The 23288-nt window shown below is 46.8% G+C and carries 20 protein-coding genes; 11 read left to right on the forward strand and 9 right to left on the reverse strand.

Annotated elements, in window-relative coordinates:
- Positions 1–89: 89 nt before the first annotated feature.
- The 3 genes from BM099_RS00645 (at position 90) to BM099_RS00655 (ending at position 5686) form a co-directional block, all read left to right on the forward strand.
- The gene (locus BM099_RS00645) at positions 90–527 is read left to right on the forward strand and encodes a cupredoxin domain-containing protein (protein WP_090723084.1); all 438 of its coding nucleotides are present in this window, start codon (positions 90–92) and stop codon (positions 525–527) included.
- A gap of 215 nt (positions 528–742) precedes the next feature.
- Positions 743–2383 (forward strand): phosphoglucomutase (alpha-D-glucose-1,6-bisphosphate-dependent), encoded by a 1641-nt coding sequence (pgm, locus tag BM099_RS00650; RefSeq protein ID WP_090723087.1) that lies wholly within the window; start codon positions 743–745, stop codon positions 2381–2383.
- Positions 2384–2539: 156 nt separating this feature from the next.
- Positions 2540–5686, forward strand: a complete 3147-nt coding sequence (locus BM099_RS00655; protein WP_090723090.1) for a DEAD/DEAH box helicase — start codon at positions 2540–2542, stop codon at positions 5684–5686.
- Between the two features lie 262 nt (positions 5687–5948).
- Here the strand turns inward: BM099_RS00655 and BM099_RS00660 are convergent, their stop codons facing one another.
- Positions 5949–6215: a DksA/TraR family C4-type zinc finger protein gene (locus BM099_RS00660; RefSeq protein WP_090723093.1), complete on the reverse strand. Its 267-nt coding sequence runs from the start codon at positions 6213–6215 to the stop codon at positions 5949–5951.
- Between the two features lie 257 nt (positions 6216–6472).
- On the opposite strand from BM099_RS00660, the gene BM099_RS00665 reads away from it, so the two are divergent.
- The 7 genes from BM099_RS00665 to BM099_RS00695 all read left to right on the forward strand — a co-directional run bounded on the left by BM099_RS00665 (position 6473) and on the right by BM099_RS00695 (position 14706).
- On the forward strand, positions 6473–7396 hold the full coding sequence (locus BM099_RS00665; RefSeq protein ID WP_232348878.1) for a homocysteine S-methyltransferase family protein: 924 nt from the start codon (positions 6473–6475) through the stop codon (positions 7394–7396).
- Between the two features lie 63 nt (positions 7397–7459).
- Positions 7460–9139, forward strand: a complete 1680-nt coding sequence (gene ilvD, locus BM099_RS00670) for a dihydroxy-acid dehydratase (protein ID WP_090724143.1) — start codon at positions 7460–7462, stop codon at positions 9137–9139.
- A gap of 438 nt (positions 9140–9577) precedes the next feature.
- Positions 9578–10021 (forward strand): cytochrome c-550 PedF, encoded by a 444-nt coding sequence (pedF, locus tag BM099_RS00675; RefSeq protein WP_090723096.1) that lies wholly within the window; start codon positions 9578–9580, stop codon positions 10019–10021.
- Positions 10008–10922 (forward strand): substrate-binding periplasmic protein, encoded by a 915-nt coding sequence (locus BM099_RS00680; protein WP_090723098.1) that lies wholly within the window; start codon positions 10008–10010, stop codon positions 10920–10922. The genes pedF and BM099_RS00680 overlap by 14 nt, the downstream gene beginning before the upstream one ends.
- 40 nt (positions 10923–10962) lie before the next feature.
- Complete coding sequence (locus BM099_RS00685; RefSeq protein WP_232348877.1) at positions 10963–11736, forward strand: quinoprotein dehydrogenase-associated SoxYZ-like carrier; 774 nt, start codon at positions 10963–10965, stop codon at positions 11734–11736.
- A gap of 18 nt (positions 11737–11754) precedes the next feature.
- Positions 11755–12681, forward strand: coding sequence for a quinoprotein relay system zinc metallohydrolase 1 (locus BM099_RS00690; protein WP_090724147.1), 927 nt, complete (start codon positions 11755–11757; stop codon positions 12679–12681).
- Between the two features lie 234 nt (positions 12682–12915).
- Positions 12916–14706: a PQQ-dependent methanol/ethanol family dehydrogenase gene (locus BM099_RS00695; protein ID WP_090723100.1), complete on the forward strand. Its 1791-nt coding sequence runs from the start codon at positions 12916–12918 to the stop codon at positions 14704–14706.
- A gap of 112 nt (positions 14707–14818) precedes the next feature.
- Here the strand turns inward: BM099_RS00695 and BM099_RS00700 are convergent, their stop codons facing one another.
- The gene (locus BM099_RS00700) at positions 14819–15715 is read right to left on the reverse strand and encodes a LysR family transcriptional regulator (RefSeq protein WP_090723103.1); all 897 of its coding nucleotides are present in this window, start codon (positions 15713–15715) and stop codon (positions 14819–14821) included.
- 345 nt (positions 15716–16060) lie between these two features.
- Between BM099_RS00700 and exaC the strand changes: the two genes are divergently transcribed.
- Positions 16061–17581, forward strand: a complete 1521-nt coding sequence (gene exaC / locus BM099_RS00705; RefSeq protein ID WP_090723106.1) for an acetaldehyde dehydrogenase ExaC — start codon at positions 16061–16063, stop codon at positions 17579–17581.
- A gap of 169 nt (positions 17582–17750) precedes the next feature.
- On the opposite strand, the gene BM099_RS00710 is transcribed toward exaC, so the two are convergent.
- The 7 genes from BM099_RS00710 to BM099_RS00740 form a co-directional block, all read right to left on the reverse strand.
- Positions 17751–18773, reverse strand: coding sequence for a TIGR01620 family protein (locus BM099_RS00710; RefSeq protein ID WP_090723108.1), 1023 nt, complete (start codon positions 18771–18773; stop codon positions 17751–17753).
- Complete coding sequence (locus BM099_RS00715) at positions 18773–20209, reverse strand: YcjX family GTP-binding protein (protein ID WP_177201055.1); 1437 nt, start codon at positions 20207–20209, stop codon at positions 18773–18775. Before BM099_RS00715 ends, BM099_RS00710 begins: the two co-directional genes overlap by 1 nt.
- Before the next feature lie 64 nt (positions 20210–20273).
- The gene (locus tag BM099_RS00720; protein ID WP_090723113.1) at positions 20274–20702 is read right to left on the reverse strand and encodes a hypothetical protein; all 429 of its coding nucleotides are present in this window, start codon (positions 20700–20702) and stop codon (positions 20274–20276) included.
- Positions 20703–20750: 48 nt separating this feature from the next.
- Positions 20751–21254 carry a DUF3087 family protein gene (locus tag BM099_RS00725; protein ID WP_090723116.1) on the reverse strand — a complete coding sequence of 168 codons (504 nt, stop codon included), beginning with the start codon at positions 21252–21254 and terminating at the stop codon, positions 20751–20753.
- A gap of 93 nt (positions 21255–21347) precedes the next feature.
- Entirely contained in the window at positions 21348–22307 is a 960-nt protein-coding gene (locus BM099_RS00730; protein WP_090723119.1) for a sensor domain-containing diguanylate cyclase, read from the reverse strand.
- A 2-nt stretch (positions 22308–22309) separates the two neighbouring features.
- Positions 22310–22918 carry a chemotaxis protein CheC gene (locus tag BM099_RS00735; protein WP_090723122.1) on the reverse strand — a complete coding sequence of 203 codons (609 nt, stop codon included), beginning with the start codon at positions 22916–22918 and terminating at the stop codon, positions 22310–22312.
- Positions 22911–23282, reverse strand: a complete 372-nt coding sequence (locus BM099_RS00740; RefSeq protein ID WP_090723123.1) for a response regulator — start codon at positions 23280–23282, stop codon at positions 22911–22913. Before BM099_RS00740 ends, BM099_RS00735 begins: the two co-directional genes overlap by 8 nt.
- Between the last annotated feature and the right edge of the window lie 6 nt (positions 23283–23288).

Here is a 23288-nt window from a genome sequence, read left to right on the forward strand (position 1 = left end):
AAAGAATTAGTCCCTAAGTAGTATTTTTAAAAATTAGAGTGAGCATAGCATTGGGCACTAAGAATAAATCCAATTATTAAGGAGTTAACATGTCATTCAAACGTAGTCTCGGTCTGGCGGCCTTAGTAGGTATTCTCAGCAGCTCAGCCATGACTGCCGTTGCAGAAGGGGATTTGACCATTCGCCCTAAAAAACTACCGGATTTGGTCCTGGGCACAGAAGACAACCGTTACCACTTGTCTGAGAAACGTTATGAAATGGTTACCGGGCAGTCTTATAAATTAAAAATTATCTCCAGTGGTCAGACAGAATATGCCTTCGTTGCGCCTGAGTTTTTCCCGACTATTTATCTGCGAAAAATAGAAGCCGGTGATATGGAGATTAAAGCGATGGCCTTAACTGAGCTTGAGTTTGAGCAGGAAGGCGAAGCGGAAATCTACTTTGTACCTGTGAAGCCTGGCGAATACGAATTCTATGCTGAAGGCTTTGAAGAGAAAGGCATGATTGGTGTCTTTAGCGTCAAATAGCCTTGTTTTAGCTATTTGCGGTATCAATTACCGCTGTTTGGCGGCTAAATGTACGGGTTTTAATTGCGCTTTGTGCGTTGGCCGCACACTTCAATCGAATGGCGTTTTATGGGCAGTCATAAAAATAAAATCGTTATGATGCTCAGTGGATCGTTGCATCTCTTTCCAGGATAGCCGAGCATTAGTTTTTTCATGGAAAAGGACAGGCTTGTTTTATGGCTATTCACCCCGATGCAGGAAAGATTGCCCCGCACCATTCTTTGGTTAATATCCCGGCGCTGGTGGCTGCTTATTATCGGCAGCAGCCTGATATTAAAGCGAACCCTGAGCAACAGGTTAGTTTTGGTACGTCGGGCCATCGAGGTTCGGCGTTAAAAACGACTTTTAACGAAGACCATATTATAGCGATCTGCCAGGCTATTGCTGAATACCGAAAAGAGCAAGGTGTCACCGGGCCTTTGTACTTGGGTAAAGATACACATGCCTTGTCTGAAGCTGCATTTAGCACGGCACTGGAAGTGTTAGTCGCTAATGGCGTGCGTGTTCGTGTCCAAGAAGGTGATGGCTACACGCCGACGCCTGTGATATCGCATGCGATTCTGACGCATAACGCACTGGGCGGTGATGTTGCTGACGGTATCGTGATTACCCCTTCGCACAATCCGCCGGAAGATGGCGGCATTAAATACAACTCGCTTAAGGGTGGCCCTGCCGATCAGGATATTACTAACTGGATTGCCAAACGTGCTAACGAGTTGCTGGAAGCGGAGTTAGAGGGTGGGAAATGGCTACCGGCTGAAGCGCTTAAAGATAACGCATTGATCGAACCGTTTGATTACATCGACCATTACGTGAGTGATTTGGCATCCGTGATTGATATGCAGGCGATTGCTAAAGCCGGTATTAAAATCGGAGTGGATCCCATGGGTGGTTCAGGCTTGCACTTTTGGAAGCCCATCGCTGAAAAGTACCATCTGAATATCGAAGTCGTGAACGATAAGGTCGATTTTACCTTTGGCTTTATGCCGCTGGATAAAGATGGCCGTATTCGTATGGATTGCTCATCCAGCTATGCGATGCAGAACCTACTCGCGCTTCAGGATACGTTTGATATCTCTATCGCTAATGACCCTGATTTTGACCGTCACGGTATTGTGTGTGCCGGATTAGGTCTGATGAACCCGAATGCTTACTTAGCCGTTGCGATTGAATATTTAGCGACGCATCGTCCGCAATGGTCGGATGATATCCAATTTGGAAAAACGCTGGTGTCCAGTGCCATGATTGACCGTGTTGTTGATGGTCTGGATAAAACGCTGTGCGAAGTTCCCGTTGGTTTTAAATGGTATGTCGAAGGCTTGTTTAGCGGCGAGATGGCGTTTGGCGGTGAAGAGAGCGCAGGCGCTTCTTTCCTGCGTAAAGACGGTAGCGTTTGGACAACAGATAAAGACGGCATCATTTTAGGCCTGCTGGCGGCTGAGATCTTAGCCGTTACCGGTAAGGATCCGCATGAGCTGTATGAGGCACAAGTGGCGCGTTATGGTCGTCCCATTTATAAGCGTATTGATGTACCGTGTTCTGCTGAGCAGAAAGCCGTGCTGTCTTCGTTGAGTGCTGATTCCGTCCAGGGTGATACCTTAGCAGGTGATACGATTACCGGTATTTTAACCGAAGCGCCGGGTAACGGAGCCTCTATCGGTGGCGTAAAGGTACAAACCGCGAATGGTTGGTTTGCCGCACGCCCATCGGGCACTGAAAATATCTACAAAATCTATCTGGAAAGTTTTGTATCTGACGAACATTTAGCGCAGTTAGAAAGTGATGCGAAAGCGTTAGTCGATCGTGCACTTGGGTAGATTTATTTAGCGTTATTAAAATCCCGGACTGTTGGCAGTTCGGGATTTTTTGTCTCGGTGCCTCCTTCTTACAGAGCTTAAGTTCGAGCAGCAAAGTACGGCTGAAAGTTTCTTCGTACTAGTTATTAATGCATTTGTTTAAAGGAATAATACATTATGCAGCAACTTGGTATCTATGAGCAGCTGATCACTCAGCTTATCGAAAAGCGATTAGATCGAGATAAATTCTATGTCGGTGAGCGTGCGTTAGTTTCCTCAGAAGCATCGATTTGGCTGTCACGCTTCTTGGCAAATATTCTTGAATTTGTGATTTCATCTGTACCCTCTGGAGAGAATCAACTCCACGAGCAAATTACGCTATCGAACCAGTTGTTAATGTGGCTTAAAGATAAAATTCAGGACACAGACTTTATTGAAGAAAATCTCCTGGACTGCCAAGGAAAAATCCTAACCGCCCTGTACGAATTAGAAAACCCGATAGCGGCTGATTTAAAAAAGCATGTAGAAGAGATATTCCCATTAACCGGCCTTACACAAAGTGAATTATTTTGTGGCAGTAATGCAGGCCTATCGCTGGAGTCTGAACTAAAGAGGGAAATTCTGTCCTCAGATAAGATTTGCTGGCTCGTTTCTTTCATAAAGTGGGCCGGTATACGTATTTTTCGTAAAGAACTTGAAGCGTTCACTCAAAGCGGTCGAGAGTTGAAGGTGATTACTACCTCTTACATGGGCGCAACAGATGCAAAAGCGGTTGAGTTTCTTGCCAGCCTGCCCAATACCCAAGTGAAGCTTAGTTATAATACCCAGCGTGAGCGTCTTCATGCTAAGAGCTATCTATTTTGGCGAGATACCGGTTTTCACACCGGTTACATAGGATCATCTAATCTATCTCATTCGGCTTTGACGAGCGGTCTGGAGTGGAATTTAAAGATCACCTCACAAGAAATTCCTCATATTATTAATAAGTCCCTAAGTACCTTTGACACTTACTGGGCGTCGGATGAATTTGAACCCTTTGATGGCAAAGCAGAAAGTACTGAAAAACTGAATCAAGCGCTGAAACAAGCCAGAGGAATAGGCGAAACGGCTTCACAACACTTTTTCGATATCACACCTTTTCCGCATCAGCTCGATATTTTGGAGCAACTCTTAGTTGAAAGGCAGCTGCATCGGCGTTATCGAAATCTTGTTGTGGCAGCAACTGGAACGGGTAAGACTCTGATATCCGCATTTGATTTTGCTCGTTTTTTAAAAACAAAACCGGATGCAGCCTTTCTTTTCATTGCTCATCGTGAAGAGATACTGAAACAAGCACGTGATGCCTTTCGTGGCGTTCTCAAGAACAATGCCTTCGGTGAACTTTGGGTTGGAGGAAATACGCCGATGCATTATCGTCAGCTATTCGTTTCTATTCAGACGATAAACAAACAATTAAGCAGCCTTCGTTTAACAGATAATTATTATGATTACATCGTAATTGACGAAGTGCACCACATTGCGGCAAGCAGTTACCGTGCGGTGCTTGATTACTTTACGCCGACTATTTTATTGGGATTAACAGCGACGCCAGAGCGCCATGATGGCTCAGATATTCTTGGTGATTTTGGTGGTGTGATTGCTGCTGAGCTTCGTTTGCCTGAAGCTATTAATCGACGTCACCTTTGCCCTTTTCAGTACTTTGGCATTGATGATGATACGGATTTACGCAAGATCAGCTGGAATCGCGGGCGCTACGATATCGCCCAGTTAACGAATCTTTATACACACAATCAAAGTCGAGTGAATAAAATCATTCAAAGCTTGGGCGAGATTGTCACCGATGTTAGCCGTACGAAGGCCCTGGCTTTTTGTGTCAGTCGTGTACATGCTAAATATATGTGCCAACAACTGTTATTAAAAGGCATTAAGAGTGATGTGCTGACCAGTGATAACAGCCAAGATCGTCAACAAAAACAACAGGCGATTCGATCGGGTGAGATCAATGTGTTGTTTGTCGTGGATATCTTTAATGAGGGTGTAGATATTCCCGAAGTGGATACCTTATTGTTCTTAAGACCTACGGAGAGTCTGACCATCTTTTTGCAACAATTAGGACGTGGCTTACGTATAGCCGATGGTAAAGAGTGTTGCACGATCTTGGATTTTGTCGGTAACTCACGGCCAGAGTACGATTTTTCCAATAAATTTCGTGCATTGGTTGGGAAAACAAACAAAGCAATTAGCGACGAAATAAAACAAGGATTCCCTCATGCTCCGCTTGGTTGCCGAATCGAACTTACAAAACGTACGCAAGAAATGGTGCTCAGTCATATTCGACAAGCTAGCCTCACGTTGAATCGTCTGATCAGTCTGATTCGTCAGTATCCACAGGACTCAACTTTACCTTTAACGCTAGGTAATTTTCTTAGACTTCATCCACATATAGACATTAATGAGCTCTATAAACGTGGTAGCTGGATGACACTTGTAAATAAGGCCAAAGGTTACAAAATAAAAGAATCATCGCCGGATGATGTTTTATTCAAAGCTGTTGAGAGGGCAATAAAAACACGTTTACTCTGTTGTGATGCACACAACTACCTATTGTTTCTAAAGCAGTTATGTCTTCAAAATTTTGAATTAGCCGGCGCTATGGATAACAGAATGGCTTTAATGTGCCATTACGACTTCTGGCAAAAGACGGGTGCTACTGTTGGCTTTGTCTCCTTAGTGCAGAGTTTGAAGGCCTTGAACAAAGAAAATATAAAAGCGGAACTATTGGATGTACTTGAATGGCTCCTAGACCAAACTAAGCACGAACAATCTAAAATGAGCCATTTGCCGGAAGTGCCACTTCTTCTGCATGCACGTTACGCACGTGAGCAAATATTGGTTGGTTTTGGTGCTGCTACATTTGATCATCAGCCGCCGGCGCGTGAAGGTGTTTTTGTGATCCAAGACCAGAATGTAGAACTGTTATTCGTCACCCTCAATAAAAATGAAAAACAATTCTCACCCACAACTATGTACCACGACTTTGCCATCAACAATCACTTATTTCACTGGCAGTCGCAAAATAGTGCTCGGCCAGACCGTGGGAGGGGGCAGGATTACATTCGACATCGTGAGATCGGAAAGCGATTGTTTTTATTCGTGCGCGAGCAAAGTAAAGATGAGTATGGACGCACCATGGGTTTTGTGAATTTTGGCGAAGTGGAGTACGCATCCCATACCGGCGCTCAACCGATGAGTATTACATGGAAACTTGATACTTCCATGCCTTCATTTATGTGGCAGCAAGCAGCAAAATTAGCGGTAGGATAACCCCTCTACGTCAGTAGAGTTCGACCACCACAGTTTTTTAGTTCACACCCAGTTTGGCTGGTGGATCAGGAGAGTGTTTTCACGACTTTAAGGAGTATGTGTCGAGCCTCTGCTTCGCTCATCTAGCTTAAATAAAATTGTTGCTCATTATAAATTAGTAGGGTCAGATGAAACTTACTTTTATTATTCCCGGCATGTTTCATCTGCCCCCGCTTAATTACAAAATCTATAGTAACCATGTCCTTTTCGTTCCGTTTGAAGGTTACCTCAATTGGCTGTCTTTGCTGCCGCGTCGGTTATAGCTACTGAGGTTCGCTTGCTGTTTGTCGAGCGCTGTCTGGCAGCGGACACATAATCGCACGCCGGGCACAGCCTTGCGTCGGGCTTCTGGGATGAAGGCTTCACATTCCTCGCAATGCGTTAAACTATCGCCGATAGGTAACCGACTGCGAGCCAGTGCTATCGCATCTTCTACACTGGCATCAATTTGATCTTGAACCGCCCCGTCCCGGGACCAGCCACCCGCCATGATTCGCTCCTGTATTTATTCTTGACTGGATTGATAAGGAAGGCACAACTATCTATAACAATAGTGTCAAAGCTATACAACCGATTAAAGCGCTAGCCCAGCGTAGTCTGAATCTGGAAAAAGCAATCTGTAGGTAAGCTACGGGATTGATTATTAAATGCCGGTGTCGTTTATGTTGAACATCTGAGGTTTAACGTACTCTTAAAGGAATAGGTGAATAAACAATTTCTGCTTGGCGCAAATTAAGGCATGCTGCGTTGGCAACAGACAAAGACTGGGGTAAAAAAAGATTGAATCACATCACACTACTTGATGGGGGCATGGGACAGGAGCTTTTACGCAGAAGCTCGCGTAAAACTACCCCTCTTTGGTCTGCCGATATTATGTTGAATGAGCCAATGCTGGTGCGAGACTTACATCTCGATTTTATTCAGAGTGGTGCTCGTGTTATCACACTCAATACCTATACCGCGACGCCACAGCGTCTGGCACGGGAAAATGAGCTGGCTCAATTGGAGACGCTTCACAAGTCTGCTATGGAGGCTGCCTTAGGTGCCATTGAGCTGGCCGAACGCGATGATGTTGCCATAGCGGGGTGTTTGCCGCCGCTGGTTGCCAGTTATCGGCCCGATGTATCGCTATCGTTCGAGGCTTCACTGGACGCTTACCGTCGGCTTGTTGAGTTGCAATCTCCCGCCAGTGATTTTTTCTTGTGCGAAACGATGGCCTCCATAAATGAGGCACGTGCAGCCTGCACAGCGGCAATGGAAAGTGGCAAGCCCGTATGGGTGGCGCTGACTATTAGTGACTTCCATCCGGGGCTGTTACGCAGTGGTGAATCGCTGCATGAAGCCTTGCAAGTACTCGCTTCTTTGGGGGCTGAAGCAACCCTGTTAAATTGCAGCCACCCTGAGGCTATTAATGGTTGCTGGCCGCAGATACGTAGTATGGGTAACAAGGTTGGGGCTTATGCCAATGGTTTTGTTTCGGTAGGGCCTTTGCTGCCGGGTGGCACTGTTGAGCAGTTAGAGGTACGTCAAGACTTGAGTCCAACACAATACGCAGAATATGCTATGGGCTGGGTAAGAGAGGGGGCCTCGATTATTGGAGGCTGCTGCGAGATTGGCCCGGCACATATAAAAGTGTTGCACGAAAGATTGTGCCAAGAAGGCTTTCTCTAAATTGTTTATTTGCTTGTACAATTTTATTGTGCATTTTTTGAAGCTGACAAAGAAGATAAAAATATGAGTACGGATAAACTGCGCAAATATTCAAAAAAAATCGTAGATGGTGCAGCTCAGGCTCCTAGTCGCGCTATGTTAAGGGCGGTAGGATTTGGCGACGCAGATTTCAAAAAACCGCAGGTGGGTATTGCCTCAACCTGGTCAATGGTCACGCCATGCAACATGCACATTAACACCCTTGCAGAAGAGGTGGGCAAGGGCGTCGATAGCGCCGGTGCTAAAAGCGTGATTTATAACACCATTACCATCTCTGACGGTATCTCCATGGGCACCGAAGGCATGAAGTATTCTTTGGTTTCACGTGAAGTTATTTGTGATTCTATAGAGGCGGTATCGGCCGGCATGGGACATGATGGCATTATTGCTATTGGTGGCTGCGATAAAAATATGCCCGGATGTTTGATGGGGCTGGCACGCTTGAATCGGCCTTCTATCTTTATTTATGGCGGGACGATTTTACCGGGCGAAAACCACACAGATATTGTGTCAGTATTTGAAGCGGTAGGTGGTTATGCCAGCGGCAATATTCCCATCACTCAGTTGGAGCATATTGAAAAAACGGCGATCCCCGGGCCGGGCTCTTGCGGCGGCATGTATACGGCAAATACCTTAGCCTCGGCGATTGAAGCGTTGGGCATGAGTATGCCGAACAGCTCTGCGCAAAATGCGGTTTCAGATAGCAAAAAACAAGACTGTGTCGATGCAGGGAAAGCCATTGTTTACTTGCTCGAACATGACATTAAGCCCTCTGATATTATGACCAAAAAGGCATTTGAGAATGCTATTACGCTGACCATTACGCTAGGTGGATCTACCAATGCCGTGCTGCATTTAATTGCGATGGCCGACGCCGTAGGGGTGGAAGTGACATTGGATGATTTTGTGCGCATTGGTGAAAAAACACCGGTGATTGCCGACTTGCGTCCAAGTGGTCAATATTTGATGTCTGAATTAATTGCAATCGGTGGCATTCAGCCTCTGATGAAGCGTTTGTTAGATGCAGGCATGCTGCACGGCGATTGCATGACAGTCACCGGCAAAACCATGGCCGAAAATTTGGCCGGGGTAGCTGATTATCCTGAAGGGCAGACTATTATTTTACCTTTTGATAAGCCAATCAAAAAAGACAGTCATTTGGTGATACTCAGCGGTAATTTAGCGCCTGAAGGCGCCGTTTCAAAAATCACCGGCAAAGAGGGTTTAAACTTTACCGGCATGGCTAAAGTGTATGACTCAGAAGAGCAAGGTTTTGCCGCTATTATTGATGGCCAGGTGGTCGCCGGTGACGTAGTTGTGATTCGCTACGAAGGTCCGAGAGGCGGCCCTGGCATGCGGGAAATGTTGAGCCCCACCTCGGCAATTATGGGCAAAGGCTTAGGTAATGATGTGGCGCTTATCACCGATGGTCGCTTTTCAGGCGGCAGCAGGGGCTTTGTGGTCGGCCATATCACGCCTGAAGCATATGAGGGCGGTGCCATCGCGCTGATAGAAAATGGTGATAGCATTACCATTGACGCGCAAAAACGTGAGATCACGCTCAATATCAACGATGAAGAAATGGCCAGGAGAAAGCAGAACTGGCAACAGCCTGCACCAAAATATACCAGAGGACTGCTGGCAAAATATGCGAGAACAGTAAGCTCTGCTTCTACCGGAGCCGTGACTGATAAGCCTGATTGACCGTTTTCCTCCACTAGATCAAGAGTCTGGTGGAGGATTGTATATAAGTAAGGAGTTCAGACAGACGAGCAACAATAGCTTTGATACTAAGCGAGATATTGAAGCTTTATGTGCCTGGGATGCTAAAACGCCGTCCCAGCAACAAGTTGCATTTACACCAGCACGAGTGGTACTACACGATTTTTGTGATGATCTGGCCTCTCTCTCGTAGCGCTCTTCTCCTTAACCCTTTATAACACCTGTATCTGGGGTATCCCGTAAAAAGCTTATCGGATTTTGTGTGTCGCCGTTAAAACCCAGTACCAAGGAACTAGTTTTTGCGCGCCAAAGTACACTTTTTGAATTGTTTTGTCTGGGTCATTATTTAAGCAAGAGTGAGACACTATCCAGTTTCAATCCGATATGTGTGTCGTGCTAACAAAAATGTGGGTGAATCTAATGTTCCTGAAAAATAAACTATTACTATCGACAGCTGCACTGGTATTTTGTGCGGGTCTTTCAACGCAAGCGATGGCGCATGGAGATGTGACACCTCAGGGTGTTGATACAGAAGGATTGGAACCATTGGGCGAAGAATGGCTTGATGAAAACCCTTACCGCCCACCTTATGAAAAGAATGCTGAAGCTATCAAAATTGGCTTCTCTGCCTATACCCAGAACTGTGCGCGTTGTCATGGGTTGGAGGGTATTTCAGGGGGTATCGCGCCTGATTTACGTATGCTGGAAGCCGGCTTGGAAGGCGATGAGTGGTACCAGTATCGTGTCGTTAATGGGGCCGTACGTGATGGTGCTGTGTATATGCCCGCAATGGCAGACTACCTGAGCCAGGAAGCGCTATGGGCGATCCGTACCTGGTTGGAGTCGGTCAGTGTTGAGGAATAAGCTCTGCGCTTTCCTGATAAGTATCTGTCTGGGATTCTCCGGGCAGATACATGCCCGTGCTTACGATGATGTGATTGCCTCAGGGCACCTCGTTGTTGGCGTTTATCATGACTTCCCTCCTTATTCGTATCTTGTCGAAGAGCAGCCCAAAGGCGTTGATGTAGAGCTTGGCGCAGCCATTGCTGCCGAGTTCAATCTTGAGCTGAAGTTGCACTGGATTACCCCGGACGAAAATCTGGAAGATGATCTGCGCAATAATGTCTGGAAAGGGCATTATCTGGACAAGGATGCAGAAAACCCACTGGCGATGAAGAAAGTCGCTGATGTGATGATGCGCGTTCCTTATGACCGTGAGTTTGCTTACCGGCAGGATATGCAAACAGGCGAAATGGTGAATGAACAGGTCGTGATGTTCGGCCCTTATCAGCGTGAATCATGGCGGGTAGCTTTTGACGCAGAAAAAATCGATGCAGTAAAAACTATGGCGGTTTTTCAGTACTACCCGATTGGCGTTGAGATCGATAGTTTGCCGGATTTTTATCTGACCTCTGCTTTTCAGGGGCGCATGCGTAAAAATGTGCATCACTATACAAACCCCGGTAAAGCCTTTGCTGCTATGCAAACGGGTGAGGTAGACGCGGTAATGGCGATGCGCTCTGAGATAGATGATCTGTTATTTACAGCGAATGAACCGCGTTATCAGGTGGCTGAAAATGGTTTTCCGTCGATAGGTAAGCAGAAGTGGGATGTCGGTATGGCAGTGAAAAGCAGCTATCGACAACTAGGCTACGCGGTGGAAGAGGTGGTGGAAAAAATGGTGCGTTCCGGTGAAATGGAGTCGCTGTTTAGTCGTTACGGTTTAACCTATGAGTTGCCGGAGCTTTATAACGTTCCACAATAACCCTTTCAAAAAGCGCAAAAAGTATTTAAAGGAGACTCGGATGCAGACTATAAAAGCCGCTATGTGGCGTATGTTGATAGTGCTTGGTCTGCTATTCAGTCCGTTAGTTGTGGCGTCGGATGATCCTCTGAAATCTCCGATGTGGGATTATCTGAGAAATGTATTTTTAGGTGATGCGCCTTATCAGTTTGATGATCGCGTTGTCGTTTCGGTTCCTCCTTTTGCAGAAGATCCCACACAAGTACCGGTCACTGTGGATACCACTGCGTTATCTGAAAAAATCGAAAAAATTGTAGTCTGGGCTGATTTAAATCCGATTCAGCATATTTATACCTATTACCCGCTGAAACAAGTTGCGCCGAATATCTCCTTGCGAATCAAAGTTCAACAGGCCACACCGATACGTGCGGCAGTGTTAACACAACAGGGGACATGGCTGGTGGGCGGCAGCTATCTGGATGCTGCTGGTGGAGGCTGCACAACGCCAAGTGTGGCTAATGCCAGCCCTTATTGGGAAAGCCACTTAGGTGAAATCAGTGCTAAAAAAATACTCCGAGAGGATCTTGGCCGCTACAAGTTTAAGGTGATTCATCCGATGGATACCGGCTTAGTCGATGCTATTCCGGAGTTTTATCTACAGCAGCTTGAGTTGCGTGATGAAACGGGTCAGGCATTACTCAGGATGGAATTATCACAACCGGTCAGCGAGAACCCTGTGTTCTCTTTTGATCTGGCTTCTGAGCTTACTTCCAATGAGTTGTATCATTTATGGCTAAGGGATAACAACGGTAACGAGTTTGAAAAAGCGCTGTAGGAGCAGATGATGTACATAATGCGATTCGTTTTTTTCACTCTCCTGATAAGTACATCCTATAGTGCTTTAGCGGCAAAACTGGAATATCAACTTATCCCTGAAAAGATTGCAGAAGATACCTGGTTGCTACAAGGAGAGTTGCAAGACTTTACGCGTGAAAATGGCGGTAACATCGTCAATACCGCCTTTATCGTTACAGAAGAGGGGGTGGTTGTTTTTGATACAGGGCCATCGAAACGCTATGGCGAAGCATTGCGCGAAGCGATCCGTTCAGTGACAGATAAAGCGGTTATTCATGTGTTTAACAGCCATCATCACCCGGATCACTTTCTGGGAAATCAGGCGTTTACCGAGGCAAAAATCTGGGCGCTTCCTGAAACGGGCAAGCTGATTGCGCAGCATGGTAATGCCTTTGCTGAGAATATGTATCGATTGGTAGGTGACTGGATGCGATCAACTGAAGTGCAGCTACCGACTCAGCCACTCGACATCGATCAAATGCCGCTGATGCAGGTAGGTAAACATCGCTTGCGTTTTATCGCGATGAGTGGGCATGCCGGTGCCGATCTGGCGATGCTGGACGAAGCGACGGGCGTTCTCTTTGCTTCTGATATCGTGTTTTTTCAGCGTGCGTTGACCACGCCACATACACCGGGCCTGGACGTCTGGCAGAATGATTTGGCAGAACTGGAAACCTTGTCTTTCAAGCTGATCATTCCAGGTCACGGGCCGGTGGATAAAACTGGCAAGTCTTTACAACAAATGCAGGCTTATCTGCAATGGCTGGATCAGACATTAACGCATGCTGCTGAGCAAGGTTTGAGTATGAATGAGGCCATGGGGTTGCCTCTGGATAGTCGCTTTGAAGAGATAGCATTGGGCCGCTCAGAATTTATCCGCACGGTATTTCATCTGTATAGCCGTTATGAAGAGGCTGCCTTTTAAGCGCTGATATTTAGCGGTTTAGCAAAGAGCATCTGCAAGTTTTTGGCGCCCTGGTGGCGTCTTTTTTTGCCTGTTCGAAGCAGGGAGTAGTACTAAGTGACGAGAAAAGTTGTTCTCGGGAGTAATTGTCGGAATCCTGCAAAACTTCAGAATAAGAGAGAAGATTCGGGGAGGCTTTCTCAGCTCATCCCAGAATGCCTCACAATAAAAAACGATTCCGTAAAGGAGCTAGTGATGAACAAAACGACTTTAGGCAAAGGCTTCGCGGTCAGCACGCTCGCCGCAGCCATCTCGTTCTCTGCTGTTGTCTCGGCCGGTGTAACTGACAAAGATATTATGAATGATCAGGCAACAACTGAGGATGTTGTCTCCAATGGTATGGGCTTACGCGGACAGCGCTATAGCTCATTGACGGCAGTTAACCCAGATACAGTCAAAGACCTTCGCCCGGTGTGGGCATTCTCGTTTGGTGGTGAAAAACAGCGTGGACAAGAATCTCAGCCTGTCGTTAAAGATGGTGTGATGTTTGTTACGGGTTCTTACTCGCGTGTTTTTGCCATCGATGTAAAAACGGGTGATGAGCTGTGGCAGTATGATGCCCGCTTACCCGATGCCATTATGCCTTGCTGTGATGTAATCAATCGCGGTGTTGCTCTGTATGGTGACCTGGTTATCTTCGGGACGCTGGACGCTAAATTGGTCGCGCTGAACAAAGACACCGGTAAAGTGGTTTGGAAAAAGAAAGTTGAAGATTATAAAGCCGGTTACTCATTAACGGCGGCACCTATCGTCGTCAAAGGCAAAGTGATCACCGGTGTGTCCGGTGGTGAGTTTGGTGTTGTCGGTAAAGTTGAAGCCTATGATGCGCTAACAGGTCAGTTGGTGTGGACCCGTCCTACGGTTGAAGGACACATGGGTTATGTATGGAAAGATGGCAAAAAAGTTGAAAACGGTATTTCAGGTGGCGAAGCCGGTAAAACCTGGCCTGGTGACTTATGGAAAACCGGTGGCGCAGCCACATGGTTAGGCGGCACCTACGATGCGGATGTTGATCTGTTGTTCTTCGGTACAGGTAACCCGGCACCATGGAACTCACACCTGCGCCCTGGCGACAACCTGTTCTCCTCTTCACGTCTGGGTATCGATCCTGATGACGGAAAAATCGTTTGGCACTTCCAGACTACGCCACATGATGGTTGGGATTACGACGGTGTAAACGAATTGATACCTTTTGATTACCAGGCGGATGGGAAAACCGTTAAAGCGGCTGGAACCGCTGACCGTAATGGTTTCTTCTATGTTTTGAATCGTGAAAACGGTGGTTTTATCCGTGGTTTCCCGTTTGTTGATAAAATGACGTGGGCTACAGGTCTGGATGAGAATGGCCGTCCAATTTATAACGACGACTTCCGTCCGGGTAGCCCAACAGCATCTGCTGATGGTAAGCAGGGTAGTTCGGTTGCAGCAGCACCGGCATTCCTCGGCGGTAAAAACTGGATGCCGATGTCGTACAGTCAAGATACGGGTCTGTTCTACGTGCCTTCTAATGAGTGGGAAATGGATATCTGGAATGAGCCGGTATCATACAAAAAAGGCGCGGCATACTTAGGTGCAGGCTTTACGATCAAAGCGATAAATGAAGAGTACATTGGTGTATTGCGTGCGGTTGATCCTAAGACCGGAAAAGTGGTTTGGGATTACAAGAACTACTCACCACTGTGGGGTGGCACTATGGTTACCAAGGGTAACTTAGTGTTTATGGGTACGCCTGAAGGCTATCTGAAAGCCTTTAATGCTACAACCGGCGAAGAGATGTACAAGTTTAATACCGGTTCCGGCATCGTTGGTACGCCGATCACCTGGGATATGGATGGCGAACAGTATCTTTCCGTTGTGTCCGGCTGGGGTGGTGCGGTTCCATTGTGGGGCGGTGAAGTGGCTAAACGTATCAAAGACTTAAACCAGGGCGGTACGGTTTGGACGTTTAAGTTACCAAAGCAGAACGCCAACCTGGCAACTAATTAAAGGGTTCAGGGCAACCCCTTGAAAAAGGAATCTTCAAGAAAAAGCCTTTGAAACAAGTGTATTGAAACAGGAGCCTCTCAAAGCCTGAATCCTTAAGGATTCAGGCTTTTTTTTAACTGTCTAACAGCGCTTTGCAGCGCTGGCGTAACATATCACGGAACATCAGAACGGCGGGCGTTACCTGTTTACGGTTAGGGCAGATAAGCCATAAATTGGCGGGCTCAGTCGAATACTCCGCTAATAACTCGATAACATTGCCTGCTTGCAGGTCCAGCACCATATCCAACCGGGACTTAAACGCGATCCCTTGCCCTGAAACGGCCCAGCGGTGTACCAGGTCCGCATCATTGCAGATTCTGTTTCCCTGTACGCGTACTTTCATCGATTCCTGTTGATGTGAAAAACTCCACACATCATAGGTACGCTCACCCACCAGGTAGAGCAGGCAGTTATGTTCTGCCAGTGCTTTGGGATGTTCAGGCGTCCCGTAACGCGCCAGGTACTCTGGAGCGGCACACAGCACCCGTTGTGTCTCGCAGATAGGAAAAGCGACCAGAGATGAGTCTTCGGGCTTGCCATAGCGTAAGGCGATATCCACACGGTCACGGTAGAAATCAGAGAGGCTGTCACTGGCATTCAGGCTGATGGAAATCAACGGATGCTGTTGCATAAAGTCGTCCAGCCAGGGGAGTAACAGATTGCGGCCAAAATCAGAGGATACGGAAATCTTAAGTGCACCGCTTAACTGGGTCTTATCTTGAGCGAGCGCTTGTGTTGCTTCTATCAACTCGGCCAGCACACGCCGGCAGTGAGGTAAAAATCGCTCACCCGCAGCGGTTAAACGTAATTTGCGGGTAGAGCGAATAAACAGGCTGTTATCTATCTGTTGCTCAAGACGCTTAATGGCGGCGCTGGCCGCGGCTGGCGAAATATCCAGCTCACGAGCCGCTGCTGTAATGTTACCGCTATCGGCAGTGCGAACAAAAAGATCGAGATCTTCTAGTTTCATAAATAGCTCATCAGATTAATCAGTTACTTTGTAATCAACATTTTTTTGAAAAAGTAATAAAAATTACTCTGTTTTTTTTAGTTTAAATTATTTTTTACGTATTAGCCTGCGTTATTCATTGAAGAGAAAACAGGAAATCAATCGGAGCAAAGATCTACTACCAGACGGTCATATGTGCGGCCTCTCTTTAGGAGCGAATTAGGTGGCAGGCACTAAAGTAGTAGTTTTTCGCATCCTATGGGCGATATCTGAGCTGGCTTATGAGTCGCTAATATCGAACTGTGATTAATTGAATAGTACCTGCTGGTTGGGCAGGGCTTGAATAACAAGAAAGAGGCCAAGAACATGATTTATGCACAGCCAGGAACTGAAGGCTCAGTTGTTACATTTAAAAAGCGCTATGGTAACTATATTGGTGGTGAGTGGGTTGCGCCGGTAAACGGAGAGTATTTTAAAAACACCTCACCTGTGGATGGCGAGATCTTTTGTGAAATTCCTCGTTCAACAGAAGCAGATATTAATTTAGCACTCGATGCTGCACATGCAGCTAAAGATGCATGGGGCGCTACATCGGTTACCGCTCGTTCGAATCTCTTGTTAAAAATTGCTGACAGACTTGAAGCTAACCTTGAAAAGCTCGCTGTAGCTGAAACCTGGGATAATGGTAAAGCGGTTCGTGAAACTCTGAATGCTGATGTTCCTTTGGCTGTTGACCACTTCCGTTACTATGCAGGTTGTATCCGTGCGCAGGAAGGTACTATTGGTGAGATTGATGGCAATACCGTTGCTTATCATTTCCATGAGCCACTGGGTGTTGTTGGTCAGATTATTCCGTGGAACTTCCCGTTATTGATGGCGGTATGGAAGCTTGCTCCTGCTATCGTTGCAGGTAACTGTGTGGTTATGAAGCCTGCCGAGCAGACTCCGGCTTCTATTCTGGTCATGATGGAAGTGATTGGTGATTTATTGCCACCAGGTGTTATCAACATTGTAAACGGTTACGGTGCAGAAGCAGGTCAGGCATTAGCAACCAGCAAGCGCATTGCTAAAATTGCCTTTACAGGCTCGACTCCGGTCGGCTCACATATTCTGAAGTGTGCGGCAGAAAATATCATTCCTTCAACAGTAGAATTAGGTGGTAAATCCCCTAACATCTATTTTGCTGATGTTATGGATCACGAAGAAGAGTTTCTCAGCAAGTGTGTTGAAGGCGCAGTATTGGCGTTCTTTAACCAGGGTGAGGTATGTACTTGCCCATCACGTCTACTGGTTCAAGAATCAATTTACGATGATTTCATAGCTAAGATAATTGAACGTATTAAACTGATCAAACGTGGTAACCCTCTCGATACAGATGTAATGGTGGGTGCGCAGGCGTCTCAGGAGCAGTTTGATAAGATTCTGAGCTATATGGAAATTGGTCGTAATGAAGGCGCTGAAGTACTGATCGGTGGCGAAGCAGAAAGCCTCGAAGGTAGTTTCGGTAAGGGTTACTACATTCAGCCTACCTTGCTGAAAGGTACAAACGACATGCGTGTTTTCCAGGAAGAAATTTTTGGTCCTGTTGTTTCAGTGACAACCTTTAAAGATGAAGCAGAAGCGCTGTCGATTGCCAACGATTCCGAGTTTGGTTTAGGTGCGGGTGTCTGGACGCGTGATATGAACCTGTCTTATCGTATGGGTCGTGGTATTCAGTCGGGCCGTGTATGGACTAACTGCTATCACCATTATCCAGCACATGCGGCATTCGGTGGCTATAAAAAATCGGGTGTTGGCCGTGAAACACATAAGATGATGCTGGAACATTATCAGCAGACTAAAAACATGCTGGTGAGCTACGATATCAATCCGATGGGCTTCTTCTAAGTCGCCATCATCAGGATTATGAAAGAGAGCTTCGGCTCTCTTTTTTTTTCATTTTTTTGTGGATTATGTTTTTTCGCCCGTGTTGTTTTTAACCCTGTTTTTGATGTCCGCCACTTTGTGTCAGATGCTTATTAGCAGATCAGTAGATGGTTATTAACGGATCGGTATATCAGGGTTTCAAATCGCTGAGAATTGATTGGGTGACCGTTGATAGTTGTAGCTGGTCACTTTGTTCCTGGGGCAGAGGACGACACAGCCGGATAGCTTGTAAGCCTGAGCGCGCTGTAAATAAACCGGCGCCGATTCCCTGACCTGCTCTGGCAGAAACCGTTGAGGTGAGAGAGCTGCCGAGCACATGGGAGCTTGCGTGGATCGTCATCTCGCTCAGTCCTGCAAAGGCGATATTGTGTAACACTTTTTTGAGCAGATTCCATTGCGTGGCTGCACCGGGTGAAATGCCGTAAATATCGGTGATTTCGCGCAACATTTTAAGATTACGCCAACCGACAAGCCACATATCGAAGGTGGCATAAGGGCTAAGTGCCACCATAATACCGGATTGCACGCTATAGCGGTGTACACAACGACGGGCGGCTTCATCCTGATCTTTTAAGGCATGTTGTGATATGTAGCGGATAATCTCGCCGTCATTGTAGGCCGAGTCTATCTGTTGCAGGGCTTCTTTGAAGGATTTATTAACCGCTGTATTTTCATAATAGCTATCCAGTTTTTTAAGCAGAGGGACGGCTTGTCCATGGGTTTTTTGATGGCGTAAAGCGTCTGCCTCTGCATGCAGTGCTTCGGTTTGTTTTAGTTGTCGTAATCCTTTAAATCCCTGCCATGTCCAGATGAGGCCGCTAATCGCTGCGATACTGGTAACGGCTACAAAAGTCACACCTAGTACCGGATGTGTATCAAACCCCCAGCGCACCAGTCGGTAAATCTCACTGATGACGCCGACACTTAGCAGCGCCACAATCGAGGTACTAAACAGCGTGGTCCAACGACTGTTTTTTTTCTTCGGGCGTGTCAGTCTGTCAAGCCGGGTACTCTCATCCTGCTCCTGGGTGACCGAAACGGATGCCAGCGGGAACTCTTGCGCAAGTGGCGCTGCGTCCTCTGCCGCTGTTTTTTCCTTCAGGTTGTCAGGGTTAATGAATACCGGCTGTTTCCAATTTGGTTGGTCGCTCATCAGAACATATCTCCTGTGAGGTATTCGAGTGCCTGATCCAGACGGATATGATGCGTCGGTTTCAGGTCTGTTTGGGGCAGTTTACACGGCGCAAAGTCGAGAAAGCGAAAGCGGCTGCTGTTCCAGTCTTTCCCGGTAGGCAGTTCCACAGGCACTTCACCGGGAAAGAGTGCCATGGTCTCTCCCGTTTCTTTATTGATTCCCTTGAGACAAGAGATAGTCTGGCCATCGAGCACGGCTTCGGCGGATTCGGTTGAGCGGATCGACGCCAGCGCCATACAGCGGGTATCAATGCCTTCAAAACGCATTTCGCGTTGTGCATCCTGAATAATCAGTTCAAGAAATTTATCAAGATTGTGATGCTGGTTTGCTGTCACGTGATCGGCTTTGGAGGATGCAAACAAGACTTTGTCTATTTGTGGGCTAAACAGCCGACGCAAAAACCCAGACGACCCGTAATTGAAGCTTTGTAATATTTCAGTTAATGCCAATTTCATATCATCAAAGCAGGGTTTGCCATGATTCAGTGCTTTCAGGCAGTCGACCAGAACTACCTGGCGGTCAAAGCGGGAAAAATGTTCCCGATAAAAGCGTTTAACAATCTGTTCCCGGTAGTCATCATAGCGTTGCTGTAACCGCTGATACATTGAACCCGCCGTTATCTGGGATAGGTCTGGCGGTGGATTGAGGATAGGGAACAGTTGTAATAAGGTACTGGACGCCAGTTCACCCGGTAACACGCAACGCCCTGGCTGAATCATGCTTAAGGCATTTTCCTGATTGCGCAGCAGGTGCAGTAGTTTTGTATACTCGCTGCTGAGTATGGCGAGCGTGTCGTCATCGGCAGGTGCGAGCCAGTCGATGTCGCTTTGTGCTTTGCTCCAGTTTGCCGCAAGGGAGGCGCGAGGCTCGACGCTGAATAGCTGCTGCTGTTTGCGGCACCATTGTGCAAAGTCCAGATGGAGCAACGGCAGATCCAGTAACCACTCGCCCGGGTAATCGATAATGTCGAGATAGAGGGTGGCACTGTCATTGATTAAACGTTGCAGGCGCCCGGACGGCTTGTAGCGAATCGCAAGTTTGACTTCGGATAAACCCGTTGTGGATTCTGGCCAGAGAGGGGGTTCCTGGCCTAAAGCCTGAACGGATTGACGCAAAGGAAAAGGGCTGTCTGATGACGAGCTGAGGTCTTTTACACTGATAATACGTTGATCACTGGCGACTTCAAAAAAAGGCAGTGAACGGCTTTGATTCGCTTCCAGCAGGTGATGCACCAATGACGTGATAAAAACGGTCTTACCACTACGGCTGAGGCCGGTTACTGCGATCTTTAAATGGCGGTCCAGCCCTTGGGTTGCCACCTCTTTGAGCTGATGTTGAATATCATCCAGCAGATCTTCACCAATCAGACTTTTTAACCTTGAGCCCAGCCCCATGTTTCTCATCCTGAAAATTAACGTCAGTGCGTTCTGTTAAGTGAATAGTATCAATCCCAGCGGTTTAACTCACGTAAACCACGCATACTCCGGCAATAAGTAGCACATGCGGAAATGCGACCGTAGGACGGATCGCCTGAGATAGGTATTCACCGATTAAACCGGCGAAACCCTGGCGATGGGCTAACCACTCCGCATTGAGCTGGCAAGGAGAGACAAGCTGTGTATCGTTGGGGTCTGGTTTTACCTTCAGCGCACCCTCTACTGTCAGAAGACGCTCAGTGATGCGGGACTGGAATGTTTTCCAGATAGCTTCCAGCAACCAGAGCACAGACAGCAGAGCTATGATGCCGAACCCTGTTTGGTTGAGGAGTAATGCAGCAGAGACAAGGCCGATACTCATTAACTTTATATATAAAGCGTGTTTTTCATAGGTATCGGCCTGCGTTTGTAAAATCGTCCATTCTTGTATCAGTGCGCTTTTCGTATCCATTTACGCTTCCTTTCAGATCGGCCTTCATTGCAGCGTTATCGTTGATGGTTAGTATTCGGCAACCCATTCTGACTGATAGGGTGCCAGCTCTGTAATATTGTATTGTTGTTGCAGGTCGCTCAGCTCTTTCTGGCTCTTGGCTAAATCATCCAGCGTGATCGTATTATTGTCCAACTCGAAGATGTGACGGGAAGCTCGATAGCTAAAATCCAAAATGGCCATCGCTCGGGGGTCGCCTTCTGCAGCCGCCGCTTTAATCTTACGTTGTTTACGATAGATGCGATTAAGTTCGGCTTTCACCTGGCGCATATATACCACTTCATAGAGAAAAGGGTGATGTTTATAAGTGATCAGTATTCTCGCTAGTAAGACTGCAGCAACAACGACACCGGTGATATTCCAGAGGAGATTTTCGCCTTCAGGCCCACCCCAGAAGTGAATCAGTAGTGTCGAGACAGTTAAAGACACCGCCAGCATAAAGATACAGATAGCGATAAAGGTGATTTTAATATGCTTGTTGTAACGGGTTTTATTAATATCCTGAAGTTGCATAAGGTCGTTATTCCGCTGGGTGCTCGTATTTCGTAGTTTATAGCTACCAATACTAGATTCGAAGTCTGCTGATAAATGCGGTTAGTTTACAGATTATTCTTGCGCTGGCGATGGTTTTATCCACTTGTCCGAATCATGGCCTACTACGCGGTTTCGGCCTGCTTGTTTTGCGCGATACAAGGCACTGTCTGCGCGTAACACAAGGCTTGAGGAGCTTTCAACATTCGCCCTGTTCCAGCAGGCAACGCCAATGCTGATAGTGACACACTCTGCGGCATCACTATCCGGATGAGGAATGGCAAGCTCTTGAATTAATATGCGCAAGCTTTCTGCGGTATCGACAGCACTCTGAATCGAGGTATTCGGCAGGATGATGCAAAATTCATCACCTCCATAGCGAGCCAGTTGATCTCCGCCACGGCGGAGTCTTTTGCGCAGGGCGTTGATGACCTGAATTAAGCAGAGATCTCCGGATTGGTGGCCGAGGGTGTCGTTATAGGGCTTAAACGAATCGATGTCGAGGAAGATCAGAGAAAGTGGTTTGCCATCCCGTGAAGCATAATGAATCTCTTGGTCCAGCATGATATTAAACTGGCGGCGGTTTGCCACATTGGTCAGCTCATCGGTTAAGGCTAAACCGCTGAATTTTTTTGTCATGGCATTGAGCACCAGCTCGCGCTGAACCATGGTGCTGACGTCAGAAACTTCGATCATGCAGTAGGTCTGATCAGCATTAATGATCGGTGACACACGTATCAACTGATCCATCGGTTTTCTGCTGTTGCCGCCTTGATACAGGGGTAAAGGGTAACGGTTAAGTCCGGGAGAAAGAAATGATGGCAGGTTGTTTTTAAGAGAGTCATTTATGGCTGCATGCAAACGGCTGTCTTTAAGGTGAGGAAAACAGTCTAAAAAAGAGTATCCCTTTATGGCCGGATTTTTGTCTTGTAGCGCGGCTTCCAGCCAATGATTGGTAAACGAAATAGTCAGATTACTGTCTAGAATCAGTATCCCGGAATGCAGGTTCTGTAACACTTTTTCAAACAGCTGCATCCTCAGGCCTCAACCTTAGTTAAGAACTGTTTAATGGCTTGGTGTAAACACTCTTCTGATTGATTTTCGAGCAAAAAAGCCAGAAAACCTTCAATGTTATGTTTCTCCAGGCCCATTTGGATCTGGACGATCAGCACTTGTTTGTTAGGTGAGGTTTGATTCAGGATATCGGTTATATATCCGGCTTTCAGTACGGGTAATTGGCAACAGAAGTGTTCAGACAACATGCCGCCAATCGTAGAAAAGCAAGCATTCAGGATAATGTTACCAATCTCACACATGGCATCCTGTTCTACTTCAGATAACTGCTCCAACGGCATCTCTGATCCGAGCATCAGGCGAACAATCTCAAGAGAATTAACGCTGGGGAAAATCAGTAAAGCATTTCCGGAAAAACTGCCGCTAAACGTTTGTGATATGCAGGTAAGGATACGGTCGTGATGTGGGTCTAAAAATTCGCTGGCACCTTGCGGCGATAACATATGGATCACAGGTACCGACATGCTGATCGGTTCATTCGTTAATTGGCTGAGGCTAGACGCTGCACGGCCGACACCGACGTTGAATATCTCCTGTAGTGCGTCCAGTTCCAGAGCATTCATATCAGACATGTTCTGTGCTCCAGAACTCAAGCGCTTGTTGCACGACGGACTCGGTAATGGGTTTTTCAATAAAATGAATGCCGAGACTGTTCACTTTGGCTTTACTTGACTCCTGAATGTCCGCGGTCAGAATCACAAAGGTGGTATTTGGCATCTTGGGTTTTAAAATGAGTGCCGCATCTAACCCATTAAGAAGCGGCATATTAAGATCCATGATTATCAACGACGGCTGATGCTTTTCTGCTTGTTGAATGGCACCTTCTCCATTTTCAGCTTCAATAACCGTCCAGTCACTCGCAAGGCTGCTAAACACCTTTGAGAGAATCATTCTGGATACGCGGCTATCATCAACAATTAATAAGGTGTTATTCATTTTCAG

Source organism: Neptunomonas qingdaonensis (assembly GCF_900113275.1).
GTDB classification, from domain to species: Bacteria; Pseudomonadota; Gammaproteobacteria; order Pseudomonadales; family Balneatricaceae; genus Neptunomonas; species Neptunomonas qingdaonensis.

What these genes read in the sequence shown, in the direction of transcription:
- pedF (WP_090723096.1), top strand. Translation starts at nt 9,578, where the DNA reads ATGTTCCTGAAAAATAAACTATTACTATCGACAGCTGCACTGGTATTT.
- BM099_RS00735 (WP_090723122.1), bottom strand. Translation starts at nt 22,918, where the DNA reads ATGTCTGATATGAATGCTCTGGAACTGGACGCACTACAGGAGATATTC.
- ilvD (WP_090724143.1), top strand. Translation starts at nt 7,460, where the DNA reads ATGAGTACGGATAAACTGCGCAAATATTCAAAAAAAATCGTAGATGGT.
- BM099_RS00695 (WP_090723100.1), top strand. Translation starts at nt 12,916, where the DNA reads ATGAACAAAACGACTTTAGGCAAAGGCTTCGCGGTCAGCACGCTCGCC.
- BM099_RS00660 (WP_090723093.1), bottom strand. Translation starts at nt 6,215, where the DNA reads ATGGCGGGTGGCTGGTCCCGGGACGGGGCGGTTCAAGATCAAATTGAT.
- BM099_RS00730 (WP_090723119.1), bottom strand. Translation starts at nt 22,307, where the DNA reads ATGCAGCTGTTTGAAAAAGTGTTACAGAACCTGCATTCCGGGATACTG.
- pgm (WP_090723087.1), top strand. Translation starts at nt 743, where the DNA reads ATGGCTATTCACCCCGATGCAGGAAAGATTGCCCCGCACCATTCTTTG.
- BM099_RS00710 (WP_090723108.1), bottom strand. Translation starts at nt 18,773, where the DNA reads ATGAGCGACCAACCAAATTGGAAACAGCCGGTATTCATTAACCCTGAC.
- BM099_RS00690 (WP_090724147.1), top strand. Translation starts at nt 11,755, where the DNA reads ATGCGATTCGTTTTTTTCACTCTCCTGATAAGTACATCCTATAGTGCT.
- BM099_RS00740 (WP_090723123.1), bottom strand. Translation starts at nt 23,282, where the DNA reads ATGAATAACACCTTATTAATTGTTGATGATAGCCGCGTATCCAGAATG.
- exaC (WP_090723106.1), top strand. Translation starts at nt 16,061, where the DNA reads ATGATTTATGCACAGCCAGGAACTGAAGGCTCAGTTGTTACATTTAAA.
- BM099_RS00715 (WP_177201055.1), bottom strand. Translation starts at nt 20,209, where the DNA reads ATGGGGCTGGGCTCAAGGTTAAAAAGTCTGATTGGTGAAGATCTGCTG.
- BM099_RS00645 (WP_090723084.1), top strand. Translation starts at nt 90, where the DNA reads ATGTCATTCAAACGTAGTCTCGGTCTGGCGGCCTTAGTAGGTATTCTC.
- BM099_RS00655 (WP_090723090.1), top strand. Translation starts at nt 2,540, where the DNA reads ATGCAGCAACTTGGTATCTATGAGCAGCTGATCACTCAGCTTATCGAA.
- BM099_RS00720 (WP_090723113.1), bottom strand. Translation starts at nt 20,702, where the DNA reads ATGGATACGAAAAGCGCACTGATACAAGAATGGACGATTTTACAAACG.
- BM099_RS00725 (WP_090723116.1), bottom strand. Translation starts at nt 21,254, where the DNA reads ATGCAACTTCAGGATATTAATAAAACCCGTTACAACAAGCATATTAAA.
- BM099_RS00685 (WP_232348877.1), top strand. Translation starts at nt 10,963, where the DNA reads ATGCAGACTATAAAAGCCGCTATGTGGCGTATGTTGATAGTGCTTGGT.
- BM099_RS00700 (WP_090723103.1), bottom strand. Translation starts at nt 15,715, where the DNA reads ATGAAACTAGAAGATCTCGATCTTTTTGTTCGCACTGCCGATAGCGGT.